The sequence below is a fragment of the Alteromonas sp. G5_S2_22_S1 genome (assembly GCF_054968525.1).
On sequence record NZ_JBQKUJ010000021.1, the window covers coordinates 25,063 to 38,489 of the forward strand.

General features: G+C 45.5%; 12 protein-coding genes. 7 read left to right on the forward strand and 5 right to left on the reverse strand.

Going from position 1 to position 13,427, the window contains the following annotated elements:
• Nucleotides 1-8 precede the first annotated feature (8 nt).
• Entirely contained in the window at nucleotides 9-2,123 is a 2,115-nt protein-coding gene (locus ACTRWF_RS17560; RefSeq protein WP_462835951.1) for a prolyl oligopeptidase family serine peptidase, read from the reverse strand.
• Between the two features lie 190 nt (nucleotides 2,124-2,313).
• On the reverse strand, nucleotides 2,314-2,646 hold the full coding sequence (locus ACTRWF_RS17565) for an Mpo1-like protein (RefSeq protein WP_020742794.1): 333 nt from the start codon (nucleotides 2,644-2,646) through the stop codon (nucleotides 2,314-2,316).
• Nucleotides 2,647-2,842: 196 nt separating this feature from the next.
• Between ACTRWF_RS17565 and trxA the strand changes: the two genes are divergently transcribed.
• Nucleotides 2,843-3,712: a thioredoxin gene (gene trxA / locus ACTRWF_RS17570; protein WP_012517086.1), complete on the forward strand. Its 870-nt coding sequence runs from the start codon at nucleotides 2,843-2,845 to the stop codon at nucleotides 3,710-3,712.
• A 55-nt stretch (nucleotides 3,713-3,767) separates the two neighbouring features.
• Here trxA and ACTRWF_RS17575 read toward each other — a convergent pair whose 3' ends face one another.
• Nucleotides 3,768-4,193 (reverse strand): hypothetical protein, encoded by a 426-nt coding sequence (locus ACTRWF_RS17575; protein WP_012517087.1) that lies wholly within the window; start codon nucleotides 4,191-4,193, stop codon nucleotides 3,768-3,770.
• Between the two features lie 275 nt (nucleotides 4,194-4,468).
• Between ACTRWF_RS17575 and ACTRWF_RS17580 the strand changes: the two genes are divergently transcribed.
• The 6 genes from ACTRWF_RS17580 (at nucleotide 4,469) to ACTRWF_RS17605 (ending at nucleotide 10,123) form a co-directional block, all read left to right on the forward strand.
• Nucleotides 4,469-5,647: an aminotransferase class V-fold PLP-dependent enzyme gene (locus ACTRWF_RS17580; protein ID WP_462835952.1), complete on the forward strand. Its 1,179-nt coding sequence runs from the start codon at nucleotides 4,469-4,471 to the stop codon at nucleotides 5,645-5,647.
• A 33-nt stretch (nucleotides 5,648-5,680) separates the two neighbouring features.
• Nucleotides 5,681-5,863: a DUF2065 domain-containing protein gene (locus ACTRWF_RS17585; RefSeq protein ID WP_012517089.1), complete on the forward strand. Its 183-nt coding sequence runs from the start codon at nucleotides 5,681-5,683 to the stop codon at nucleotides 5,861-5,863.
• 306 nt (nucleotides 5,864-6,169) lie between these two features.
• On the forward strand, nucleotides 6,170-7,468 hold the full coding sequence (locus ACTRWF_RS17590) for an adenylosuccinate synthase (RefSeq protein WP_462835953.1): 1,299 nt from the start codon (nucleotides 6,170-6,172) through the stop codon (nucleotides 7,466-7,468).
• A 330-nt stretch (nucleotides 7,469-7,798) separates the two neighbouring features.
• Nucleotides 7,799-9,205 carry an aldehyde dehydrogenase family protein gene (locus tag ACTRWF_RS17595; protein ID WP_141153331.1) on the forward strand — a complete coding sequence of 469 codons (1,407 nt, stop codon included), beginning with the start codon at nucleotides 7,799-7,801 and terminating at the stop codon, nucleotides 9,203-9,205.
• Between the two features lie 11 nt (nucleotides 9,206-9,216).
• Entirely contained in the window at nucleotides 9,217-9,645 is a 429-nt protein-coding gene (locus tag ACTRWF_RS17600; protein ID WP_015066126.1) for a VOC family protein, read from the forward strand.
• Nucleotides 9,646-9,652: 7 nt separating this feature from the next.
• The gene (locus tag ACTRWF_RS17605; protein ID WP_012517093.1) at nucleotides 9,653-10,123 is read left to right on the forward strand and encodes a LabA-like NYN domain-containing protein; all 471 of its coding nucleotides are present in this window, start codon (nucleotides 9,653-9,655) and stop codon (nucleotides 10,121-10,123) included.
• 73 nt (nucleotides 10,124-10,196) lie between these two features.
• On the opposite strand, the gene ggt is transcribed toward ACTRWF_RS17605, so the two are convergent.
• Complete coding sequence (gene ggt / locus ACTRWF_RS17610) at nucleotides 10,197-11,894, reverse strand: gamma-glutamyltransferase (RefSeq protein WP_462835954.1); 1,698 nt, start codon at nucleotides 11,892-11,894, stop codon at nucleotides 10,197-10,199.
• Nucleotides 11,895-11,945: 51 nt separating this feature from the next.
• A complete protein-coding gene (locus ACTRWF_RS17615; protein WP_278383829.1) occupies nucleotides 11,946-13,322 on the reverse strand; it encodes a Na+/H+ antiporter NhaC family protein in 1,377 nt (458 codons plus the stop codon).
• Nucleotides 13,323-13,427: the final 105 nt, after the last annotated feature.

Below are 13,427 nucleotides of genomic sequence, written 5' to 3' on the forward strand. Positions count from 1 at the left end.
TGAATACACTATTTACCACCCTCATCTTTTTTATAGCGTTCAAACCACGCCATTATATTTCCTACTTTTTGTATTAAACGAGACGGACGGCTAGCAATACCGTGGGATGCACCGGGTATACGTACCATTGCCGCATCTACACCCTGCAGTTTCAACGCCTGATAATACTGTTCCGACTCACTTATCGGCGTTCGATAATCGGCTTCGCCGGTCAGTAGCATAGTTGGGGTAGTGACATTACCCACTAAGCTTAATGGGCTGCGTTTCCAAAGTTTATCAGCGATATTCCACGGCATATCCGCCATCCAGTATTGACTGAAAAACGGGTACGCGTCAGCGGTGAGTGCAAAGCTCACCCAATTGATAACGGGTTTAGCCACTACGGCAGCGCTGAAACGGTCGGTTTTACCAATAGACCAGGCTGTTAGCACACCGCCACCAGAGCCACCGGTAATAAATAGATTGTTAGCATCCACAAAGCCTTTATCAACGACTGCATCGACGACGTCCATAAGGTCGTTAAAGTCTTCCGAGGGATAGTTATGGTGAATAAGGTTCCCAAAGTCTTCACCGTAAGAGCTGCTGCCCCTTGGGTTCGACCAAACAACCACGTAACCCTGCGCTGCCATAAGCTGGATTTCCATCGCAAAATGAGGGCCATATGCGGCATGCGGTCCGCCGTGAATTTCTAAAATAAGCGGATACTTTTTACTACTATCAAAGCCGGGGGGTAAGGCAATCCATGCGTCAATAGGGCGCTCATCTACACTTGAAGCTACGGTGAGGTCTTGCACTTGCGCAAGCGCCTTATGACCTAAGGCGTCACTGTTCAAGTCGGTAAGTTTTGTGGCACTTTTCCCTTTTCGATAAAGTGCTAAGTCGCCAGGCATGGTACGCGCTGCTGTGGTAAATACGATATCGCCTTTTTCGCTTAGGGCGAAGTCGCCAGAGGTATAAGGGCGGCCAAACGCTTGCCCACCAACAGTAACGTCTAGCTTCTTAACCTTTCCTGTTAAGTTCACCGTTGCCAGCTTGGTTTCGCCATGATCAAGGTATGAAAACATCAGCCCTCGGCTGTCTTTACGCCACACAAACTTGCCCAAGCTTCTATCTAAAGATGAAGTGAGGCGCGTTATTTCACCGCTTTCTAGTTCAAGTACCAAAAGGTCACCGTTTTGATAAGAAAGCTTTCTATCATTTAGTTGGGTAAAAGCTAAATATTTACCATTTGGGCTTAACGTAGGTCTACTTTCAGGGCCCGCTATATCGGTAACCTGTTCAACGGCTTCAGAGCTAACGTTGACCTTGTATATATCGCTAAACAGTGGGTTCAGCGCATAGTCTTCGCGCTGAGGTGAGGCAAAGTAAATCCAATCATTGTCTTTAGAAAAAGAAAGGGTACCGCCGCTTGGAAAGTGGCCTTTGGTCAACTGGCGCGGTGTACCACCATCAACAGGCAGCACATAGATTTGGTCGAAGCCTTCGCGCAGATAGCCTCTGCCATCGCCACGGTATTGAACGCTATCAATATACTTAGCGTTGTCTGCCCACTTTGCGCCCTTTGGCTTGCTCGGCATCGCGCTAAATAACGGCTTTTGTTTTTCTTCAGTAAATAACGTAAAGGCTAGGGCTTCACTGTCATGCGACCAGGTCAACTGACGAGGCGTTTCACTGGTGTTAGTTAAGCGCACCGACTGCATGGTATCTAAATAATAAAGATGTAGCTGAGCACGACCGCTTACCGATTTGGTATACGCCACCATTTTTCCATTTGGCGATAGCGTGGCTTGGGAAAGGTTTTCGTCTAAACCGATAAACGGGCGGTGTTCACCTGTTTTTATGTTTACTTGCCACAGTCTGCTCTGCCGACTATCGGTCATAATATCCATGCTCTGGCGCGAATAAACCACGGTTTCTTTATCGATAAACTGCGGGCTGGCGACAAACTCTAGGTTGAATGTATCGTCGTAGGTGAGTGCATTAGCCGGTGGAGTATGGGTATCGGGTTGAGACCCTTGTAGTGCATTAGCTTCGCTAACACCCAAAAAGAGGAAAGATAATGCTGTTGAGGTTACCACCAGGCCTTTGCGAAAAGGGCGAGTGGAGAAACGTGACGCAAACATGACGGTTCCTTTATTATTGTTGTTGCGCGGGGCGCGATAGGTTAGGTATCTGTTACACTTAATTGTTGAATTAATGGCATTGCCCTTCAACAGGGTACACGACTAACCATATCGCTTTCGTTTCTTATATGTAAAGTATGTGCGGTAAAGCTTCCTATTTACATGTTAAAGCGAAATTTACGTCTTTGACTTACTCGCCCTTCAAACTGATTTTTCCAGTTAAGATGTCTTTAAACATCACCCAGTCGCCCATCAAGCTGTAAAGTGGGTGCTTGAACGTAGCGGGGCGGTTTTTTTCAAAAAAGAAGTGACCGACCCAAGCAAAACCGTAACCTATAACAGGTATAAGCCATAAAAGTGGCCAGTTAGCGGTATAAATTGTCAAAGCAATCACACCAATGACCAGCCATGAGCCAATAAAATGTAAGGTGCGGCAAGTTCCATCTTTATGTTCGTTTAAGTAAAAAGGGTAAAACGCTTTAAATGAAGTAAAATGCGTGTTTTCGCTGGTTTGAGTCGTCATAAACCCCTCACGGAAAGGATGTGATATGTTAATTTTACATTAGGTTAACATTTTGTTGAGGTATTAATTGTCGCTAAAACGACAATGCGATGTTTCTATTCTGTCACAGTCAGTCTTATTCACTGACTACTAACCTTGTAATTTCAGCTCGACTGCCCCATATTCCTCACAATACAAGAAATTAAAGGCCTGCGTTATGGAAAATCTCGTTGCAAATAGCCAAGCAACTATTGTTGATATTACGGTAGAAAACTTTCAGCAAATCATAGTAGAGGCTTCTCAAGAGAAGCTGGTACTCATTGATTTTTGGGCTGACTGGTGTGAGTCGTGCAAAGATTTAATGCCTATTTTGGAAAAACTGGCCGGTGAATACAGCCAGCATCTAATATTGGCGAAAGTTGACTGTGAAGCGCAGCAAGAAGTGGCGGCGCAATTTGGTATCAGAAGCTTGCCTACAGTGATGGTAGTACAAAATGGTCAGCCAGTAGATGGCTTTGCTGGAGTGCAGCCTGAGCAACAAATTCGAGAGATGTTAACAAAGTATCTGCCTAACCCTGAAGACGAGCTTCTCGCTACAGCAGGGAAAGCTATTCAGCAGGGAGAGTACGCCGAAGCATTGCCAGCAGCGAAAGAGGCACTTTCTCTTAATCCTGACAATGTAAACGCCAAGTACATGCTTATTGACTGCTACATTGAAACGGGGTCAATTGATACAGCAAAAGCACTGCTTGAGGATATTAAACTTGTTGACCAGGATTCACGGTATAAAAGCTTAGCGGGTAAAATTGAACTTGCAGAGCAAGCGGCAGATACGCCTGAAATTAGACAGCTTCAAGCTGCTGTTGAAGCAAACCCTGACGATCTTCAGCTTAAAATTGATTTAGCGATACAGCTACAGCAAGCGAATAAAGCACAAGACGCGCTAGCGCTGCTTTATAGCGTATTAAAAACAGAGTTAGGGTTTGGTGACGCTAGAAAGCTAATGATGGATATGATGAATGCGTTAGCAGATGGTGATCCGCTTAAATCCGAGTATCGCCGAAAAGTATATAGCCTGCTTTACTAAATAGACTTACTACTGCTTACAGCTATTGAATGCGCAACTGGCGACGTGAAAAGAGCTAGGTGTTGGTAATAGGGGAAAACCCTTCTTTATGTAGCCAATTAAGCGCTTCAAAGTACTTTCGAAAGTATTCGCGCTCATAGTTTTTCCCTTTAAAATCGCGAGCCCTAGAAGGATGGGTTCGCTCTAACTGGGCGCGTTTTACCATTCCGCTATCTAAAACATACGCAGAGCGGGTTAAACCGTGTTCAATATTTACTTTGATTGAATCCGCTAAACGGGTTTGGCATTCAATGGTTGAGAGAACCCAGCGTCGTCCGTCCATCAAGGCTGCCCACGGTTCGCCATTGAAGCTACCGATAAGGTCGTGCATTTCTTCGATGAAGAACTCGGTGGTTTTCAAGTTCCACGCGCCTGTCGCAAACACTTCAAGCACATTACCTGAAATGTCCAGCGAGTAATTTCCGTATTTAGGGAAACGCATAAAATACCTTTTATGTTTGTCTTGGTGGTGTCGAGGATATCTGCTCTCTCAAAAAACGACATCTACTTATAAGGTTATAGCAGAGTTATTTAAATTTGCACCCGGTCGGTAGCTATAAGAAATACCACTAAGCACACTAAATTGGGCAAAAGTATTTACACTTAATTTGTAAATAAATGTGATGGCCCGCTGCTAGATTCATGCGTAAAAAGCAGAAGTTTGATAGTGTTTAGTCGACTTTTATATTTGATACGGTTTTCACAGTGGTAATGACCATGGCATATCAGCAATTTTACTCAGGTTTTCTTAACGCGAACAAAAAAAAACAACATTATGCTTGTCACAGTCATTATTTTTGGCCTGACTGCACACGCGACGCAATGCTAGCGTACTGGGATGATAGCGCTAAATACGTAGATGCAAAGTGGGGATACTTTTTTGAAACTCTAGTGCCAGAATTGCAGCAGCGCATAAGTCGTATTCTTAATACCGGCGCGCCTCAGCAAATTGTATTTGCGCCCAATACGCACGAGTTGCTCTATCGAATAATGAGTTGTATTGATAGTCGTACTCCATACAAAGTGGTCTCAACAGACAGTGAATTTCACAGCTTTCAACGTCAAGCTAGCCGAATGCAAGAGCAAGGTTTGATAGAGTTAGTGACGGTTCCGACTAAACCTTTTGCTACGTTTACTTCACGCTTTAAAGCTGCCATAGCCGAGCACAATCCCGAACTTGTCTTTTTTAGTCAGGTTTTCTTTAACTCTGGATATGTGGTGGATGATGTTTCAGGCATTGTGAATAGCGTTTTAAATGACAACACCATCATAGTGGTCGATGGCTACCATGGCTTCATGGCGAAGCCTACTGACTTGGCTGACATCGCGCATCGTGCCTTTTATTTGTCCGGCAGTTATAAGTATGCACAGGCGGGAGAAGGCGCCTGCTTTGCTCATGTGCCTATTGGGTGTAATTTAAGGCCCGTTTACACAGGCTGGTTCGCTGAGTTTGGTGAACTGGACAAGCCTCGCAACACTGGGAGGCAAGAGAGCGTGCAGTACAGTGTAGATGGAATGCGTTTCGCCGGCGCAACCATGGACTTCACGTCATTATATAGGCTGAGAGCCGTGCTTCGCATGTTTGAAGAAAACGATATCAGCGTTGAGACAATTAACAACTATGTGATGGCAATGCAGCGTACGTTTTTAGATAAACTTGCAGCGTGTAATCACCCGTTGCTTAACGAGCAGCATTTAGCCGTTAGCGATGCATCTAACAGGGGACATTTTCTTACTTTTGAACTCGATGACGCTAACATTACAAAGGCGCTGGCATTAACGCTTAAAGCTAACGATATTCTTACCGACTATCGCGGTAACCGTTTACGGTTTGGCTTTGGCCTTTACCACACTAGCGACTATATCGATTTGTCCGCCCTATCAAAAATGGCATAAAAACTTTGCTCACACACAATAGAGGATTGCTTCATGGAGTGGCTTTTACCCGCTTTTGCATTAGTGTTAATAATTGAGGGAATTGGCCCACTTCTTTTTCCTAACAAATGGCGCAACTATTTACTGCAAATAAGCCAGCAACCAAGTAATCAACTTCGCCAAATTGGAGGTGCGCTGGTCATCATTGGCGCGTTACTGCTGTTTTATTTTAGCTAAATGGCCGCTGCGTAACGTGGCGGTAAGCGGGTATTTTGCTGAAAATAATAGAGGCAATTGATAGACCGTTTGTTCAGGTTTTCAGTAGCACTGTAAATGGAATGCTTTATAAATTAGCATTTTAGACGGCTTTTTGAATTACGTTAAACACCAAGTAGCATTAGATTACGTTTACCGCATGTTATAAAACCTAGTGTACGTATCAAAAATAAAATTTAAATAGTCGCATTTTTGTTCGAAAAAAGGGGTGATCCTAGCCCTATAATTTTGTAGAATCCCCGCCTAATTTTCTTACACATATGATTCATGGCAAAGAACGTTGTGGTACTCGGCACTCAATGGGGTGACGAGGGTAAAGGCAAGGTCGTAGACCTACTCACTGATCGCGCAAAATATGTTGTTCGCTACCAAGGCGGGCACAATGCAGGTCACACTCTAGTAATCGACGGTGAAAAAACCGTACTTCACTTAATCCCATCAGGCATCCTACGCGATAATGTTACCTGTATTATTGGTAACGGTGTTGTGCTTAGCCCTGACGCACTAATGAAAGAAATGACTATGCTTGAAGAGCGTGGCGTTCCTGTGCGCGAGCGATTAAAGATTAGTGAAGCTTGTCCGCTTATTCTTCCTTATCACATTGCACTAGACGTAGCGCGCGAAAAAGCCCGTGGCGCAAAAGCAATTGGTACGACCGGTCGTGGTATCGGCCCGGCATATGAAGATAAAGTAGCCCGTCGCGGTTTGCGTGTTGGCGACTTATTTAACGCGGAAGACTTCGCAGCCAAGCTAAAAGAAGTACTAGACGTACATAACTTCACGCTTACGCAATACTATGGCGAAGAAGCTGTAGACTTCGAAGAAACCTTAAAAGGTGCGATGGAAGTTGCTGACATTCTTAAAGCCATGGTGGTTGATGTCACCGACGAGCTAGATAAAGCGCATAAAGCTGGCCTTCCAATTATGTTTGAAGGTGCACAAGGTACGCTGCTAGACATCGATCACGGTACGTATCCTTATGTGACGTCTTCAAATACTACCGTGGGTGGCGTAGCAACAGGTGCAGGCTTCGGTCCACTTAAGCTAGATTACGTATTAGGTATTGTTAAAGCCTACACCACACGTGTGGGCTCAGGTCCTTTCCCCACTGAGCTTGATTGTGAAGTAGGTCAACATTTAGGTGTTAAAGGTCACGAGTTTGGCGCAACCACAGGCCGTAAACGCCGTACTGGTTGGTTCGATGCAGTCGCAATGAAGCGTGCAGTACAAATAAACTCTATCACCGGGTTCTGCCTAACTAAGCTTGACGTGCTAGACGGCCTTGAAAGCCTTCAAATTTGTGTTGGCTACAAAGACGCAGATGGTAACGTGAAAGACGTGCCTCCAATGGCCGCCGACGGTTACGATAAAGTAACGCCAGTTTATGAAGAAATGCCGGGCTGGACAGACAACACCTTTGGTGTAACTGAGTTTGAAGGGCTTCCACAAGCAGCGAAAAACTACATCAAGCGTCTTGAAGAGCTAACAGGTGTGCCAGTTGATATCGTTTCGACAGGCCCTGATAGAAACGAAACTATCATTTTACGTAGCCCATACGACGCGTAATAGCGCCATCGTAATACCTTTAAAAGCCCAGTGTTCACTGGGCTTTTTTGATTCTCTTGGCTGCTTCTTTTGCGCTTTCCTATTCGCTATTCCTATCACTTCGCGTATGTGTTCGGCGCCTGCACTTTATATATAGAGATATGAATGTGCATGTGTCTTATTGCGCGTTGTGCACTTTCGCATTAAACATTAATTAACAATTTTGTTGCGTTGCTCGCGAACATCCCTATTAATATAAGATAGTATCAGTTAATAAATACGCTGCTATTCCTGCGAAAAAGTTTGATATGTGAATCAATCTTACGTGGGTTACGCTATTGGAGCCTTCTTATGCCAAATAGACCTTCTCTTCACGCCGTTGAATCAAGCGTATGCTTTGTTGACGTTGTTCACAAACTTAACGACAGTTTCGATACAGGGAAAACCCAGTCCCTTGAGTGGCGTAAAAGCCAGTTAAAGGCATTAGAAAATTTACTGAAAGACAATCAGCACGACATCTTACAGGCCCTTAAAAACGACTTGGGCAAATGTAAGACCGAAGCTATGGTGGCTGAACAAGGTTTCCTGCTTTCTGATATTAAGCATACGCTTAAGCACTTGGACAAATGGGCCAAGCCTCGCAAGGTGTCTACACCCATGGTGGCATGGCCGGGTAAGAGCTTTCGAAAGCCTGAGCCCCTTGGTACTGTGCTTATTATAGGGGCGTGGAACTATCCGCTACAGCTATTACTCGCCCCTTATATCGCCGCTATTGCAGCGGGTAACTGTGCGGTATTAAAACCTTCCGAACTGGCTGAAGAAACCTCGTCGCTGGTGGCTAAACTTATTCCTCAATATATGGATACTTCATGTGTAGCGGTTATTGAAGGCGGTAAAGACGAAGCCACGGCACTGCTTGCGTGTAAATGGGATCATATTTTCTACACCGGTGGCGAAGCCGTAGGAAAAATAGTGATGAATGCTGCAGCTAGGCACCTCACTCCCGTTACATTAGAGCTTGGCGGTAAAAGCCCATGTTTTGTGGATAAAGACACTAACCTTACGGTTACGGCGCGTCGTTTAGTGTGGGGTAAATGGATGAATGCGGGGCAAACCTGTATTGCCCCTGACTATGTCATTGTAGAAAAAGGCTTTGAGCAAAAGTTTATTGAAGCGGTTAAAAAAGAGCTTAAAAAGCAATATGGCAAAAAGCCGCTATTGTCACGAGATTACGGCAATATAATAAATCATCGTCACTTAAAGCGCCTAGAGAGCTATCTTGAAAACGTAAACGTGGTGTATGGCGGCGAGCTAGATGAAGCGCGCCCTGCGATGGCGCCCACCCTTGTACTAGAGCCATCGCTTGATAGCCCGTTGATGAAAGAAGAAATCTTTGGCCCAATTCTGCCTATCATCACGGTAGATAACATGGACGCGGGCATTAAGCTTGTTAACAGTAGGCCCAAGCCACTCGCGCTTTATGCCTTTAGCGACAAAGACAGTGTACTAGATAACATCATCAGTAAAACCAGTTCTGGTAGTGTATGTACTAACGACACTATGCTGTTTATGACTAACCCCGAGTTACCGTTTGGTGGTGTGGGTAATAGCGGAATGGGAAGCTACCATGGTCAAGCAGGGTTTGATACATTTAGCCATATCAAAACCATAATGAAGCGTTCTTTTGCGTTAGACGTGTTCTTTAGGTATGCGCCGTTTTCAAAGTTTAAGCTATCGTTGCTTAAGAAGTTTTTATAACAGGAGTTTTCATGGTCCAGCCCTTTCATCTTGCCATACCGGTCACTAATTTAACCGATGCAGAAGCGTTCTACGGTGAGTTGCTAGGTTGTGAAAAGGGCCGCAGTGATACCCAGTGGATAGACTGGAATTTCTTCGGTCATCAACTAGTGACGCACTGCGTAGAGGTCATGCCGTCACCGCCTTCGTATAATGGGGTAGATGACCATGCCGTGCCCGTGCCGCATTTTGGCGTTGTTTTAACCATGAGTGATTGGCAAGCACTGGCAAATAAATTAGAAACAGCAAACACTGAGTTTGTTATTGCGCCCTATATTCGCTTTAAAGGAAAGCCGGGCGAACAGGCCACTATGTTTTTTAAAGACCCCTTCGGCAACGCCTTAGAGTTCAAAGCCTTTGCTGATATCAATCAGCTCTTTGCCACTAACAAAATATCATGAGAATCTTTTGAAAAAAGCATTATTGTTGGTAGATGTACAAAACGTCTACTACACCTGCCGTCAGGCCTATAAACGCAACTTTAATTACAACCGGTTTTGGCGCGAACTTAGCTATAACCTAGATATAGAACATGCCTTTGCCTACGCCATCGACAAGGGCGACAGCAAGCAGCGTGAATTTCAAAACATACTTCGCGCTATTGGGTTTGAGGTAAAGTTAAAGCCTTTTATTCAGCGCGCTGACGGCTCGGCGAAAGGCGACTGGGATGTAGGTATTACGGTAGATGCGCTAGAACACGCCAGTCAGGTTGATGAAATCATTCTGGTGTCAGGTGACGGTGATTTCGATATTCTTGTAAATGCCCTTAAAGAAAAAGGGAAGACCGTAACAGTGTACGGCGTTCCCGCATTAACGGCTGAAAGCATTCAAAAGGTAGCAACTCGATACGTACCTATTAACGGCGAACTCTTGCTTTAATGGGTAAGTAGGTGACGTGTTAGCCAAGAGAAAAGGCGCTTATCAGCGCCTTTTCTGTGTAAAGTCAGACGCTTTAGTAGGGCTGCACAATGCTTTTACCCCGTCCGCTTTTTTCCGACGCGGCTTCAACACCTTCTTTTGTGCGTTTAATTAAATGCACATCACCAAAGCGTCGGTTATCAATGGTATAGCCCATGGCTTTAAGCTCGTTCACCGTAGCTTCGGTAAACCCGTCGTGCATACGAATGGTATCTTTCGGTAATAGCTGGTGGTGAAAACGCGGTGAATTCACGGCTTCTTCGGCGCTCATATCGTAAAGCAGGGCATTCAATAGCGATTGAGCAACTGACGATATAATGGTGGTACCACCTGGAGAGCCTGTAACAAGCACGACCTGGTCGCCTTTGGTCACAAGTGTAGGGGTCATAGAAGAAAGCATGCGCTTGTAGGGTTCAATGGCATTCGCTTCTCCGCCCACGGCGCCGAAGAAATTAGGCACACCAGGCTTTGCGCTAAAGTCATCCATTTCATCGTTCAACAAGAAGCCGGCGCCAGTTACAACAACACCACTACCAAAAGTAAGGTTGATGGTTGTGGTATTGGCAACAGCGTTACCCCATCTATCCATAATCGAGAAGTGAGTAGTATCTTCGCTCTCTTTCAAGCCCGGCTTAACGCTTGGCGTATCAGAAATGCTGGCAGGCTGAATATCTGCTGCGCGTTCATTAATGTAGTCAGCGTCTGTGAGCGCTTTTACCGGAACACTAACAAAGTCAGGGTCGCCCATGTATTCAGCGCGGTCGGCAAATACACGCTTGCCTATTTCAGACATAACGTGAATATATTCAGTGCTGTTTTGCGCAGGTAAATCGTGGGTTGCATCATAGGCTTCAAGCATGCCAATCCACTGTGCTACAGCCACGCCCCCTGAACTTGGCGGCGGTGCAGTAATTAATTCATAACCCTGCCAAGTCAGCTGAAGGGGCTTACGCCACACTGCTTTGTAGGCTTGCAAGTCATCATGGGTAATAAGGCCGCCATTTTGTTGCATAAAGTCGACAATATGCGTGGCGACTTCGCCTTTGTAGAACCCATCTTTACCCTGCTGTTGAATCGCTTTTAGGGTTTCAGCTAGTTCAGGCTGCTTAAACGTGGTGCCTGCTTTGGCTTCTGAGAAATAATCACTGAAGTTACTTTTAATGCCTTTCTCTTGGGTTCGTGAAATATAGCGCGCAATGTTATTGGCTAACTTTTCGTGTACCACAAACCCGTTCTCGGCAAGGTCTACCGCAGGGGCAACAAGACGCTCCCAGTCTAAAGTGCCGTACTTCTTATGTGCTGCCCACATACCAGCGACGGTACCGGGAATACCTGATGCTTTCGCGCCAAATAAGGATTCATAAGGCTTTACGTTACCTGCTTGGTCTAAATACATATCGCGATGGGCGCTTTTCGGGGCCATTTCACGATAGTCGAGAAAGTCGGTGCTGTCTTCAAACTTGATGGTCATAAAGCCACCGCCGCCAACGTTACCGGCTTCTGGCAGGGTCACGGCTAAAACAAATTGCGCCGTAATAGCGGCATCTATTGCATTTCCGCCCTCTTTAAGCACCTGCATAGCGGCGTCGGCACTATAGCTGTCTGGCATGGCCACCGCAGGTTGGCTAAGACCTACGTCTGTATTGTTGGCGTTATCAATAATGGTGCTAGGAGCGTTTGAGCACGCCACCATCACTGAAATAACCGCTAAAATCATTATCCGTTTTATCATTTGAAAACTCCTTGCTACAAACTCGCTTTTCACATTCTGGGTATAAGCCCACTAACCCAGCATGACTAAACTTGCTATAAAATAGGCAATAAGCGTAAGGGCACCTGCAAACAGTGCATAGGGAAACTGGGTCTTAACGTGGGTGAGCACATCTGTACCTGCGGCGAGTGACGAGACGGCAGTGGTATCTGAAATAGGTGAACAGTGATCGCCAAAGATCCCACCCCCCAAAATAGCGCCAATTACCAAAGAAGGCGGTAAGCCTAAACTTTGAATAAGTGGTACGCCAATAGGAATAAGAATAGCAAACGTGCCCCATGAGGTTCCTGTGGTAAACGACATAATTGCGCCCGCAATAAATAGCATGGGAACAATTAGCATTAACGGAAGATACTCACCCACAATACCCGCAACAAACACACCCGTACCTAGTACCTTAAGGCTGTTGCCTAACGTTAACGACAATAACACTATGGTGACAAGGGGAAGTAGTTCACCCATCCCCTTAAAACCGATTTCTACCGCTTCTTTATGGGTGAAACGCTTGTGCAATAAAAGTAGTCCGTAGGCAATAGCGGTTGCAAGCGCTGTAGCATAGAGTACTGATTTACTGCCGCTGCCTTCAGATAACACGCCGTTCCCTGTCCAAAACATAAACCCAATCATACTTAGCACCATTATTACTAAAGGCACTAACATAAAGCGGGCTTTAGTCGCCGGCTCCGTTGTTTGGTTTACTTCAACCTGAGAGAGTGCTTTTTCTTCTTCAATCATAGGGCCGTGCACTTTGTCGGCTGATATGGTGTAAGCCACAATGAGCAAGGTGAAAATAGCGTAAAAGTTAAAAAATACGCTGCCCCATAAGATAGATGCCGAAGAGCCAGGTAATTCGTAAGCGTCAAGCAGGCTTAATATGAAAGCGCCCCAGCCATTTAGCAGAATTAAAATACAGACGGGAGCACTTGTAGAGTCAATAATATAAGCTAGGCGTGCGCGACTCATACCAAACCGATCAAACAAGCCTCTAGCAAAAATACCTGCGGTAAGCACGCTGAGGTTCGACTCTATAAAGACGGCAATACCAGTAAACATGGTTAAACCGCCCACTTGTTTGCGGCTTTTCGCCACCCCTTTATTTACGAGGTAGTTAACCGTAGCTGTTACCCCTCCTGAGTCGCGAATAAACGCCAGTAACGCGCCCACTAAAACCGAAAAAATAAGTACGCGAGTGTTGCCTGGACTCGCCGCGGTATCAACCACACGCTCTATGGCATTAATAGGGGCCATGTAGCTGGTTGCGATATCAGCATTTACCAGAATTAAGGCTTCAGCAGACAGTACGGCCAGCGCCAATGCTAAGATGACTTCTTTTTTCCAAAAAACGACGGCAATAGCCACAAGAGGGGGGATGACTGACATCCAATCCATACTTCTTTCCAAACTTAAATTTATGTGTGCCTAAACGGGTATGTCTACGTTGCGTAAGAGAGGGTGTGGTTTGCAAGTTCTATGTTGGCGAACAAGCTTCTCTCA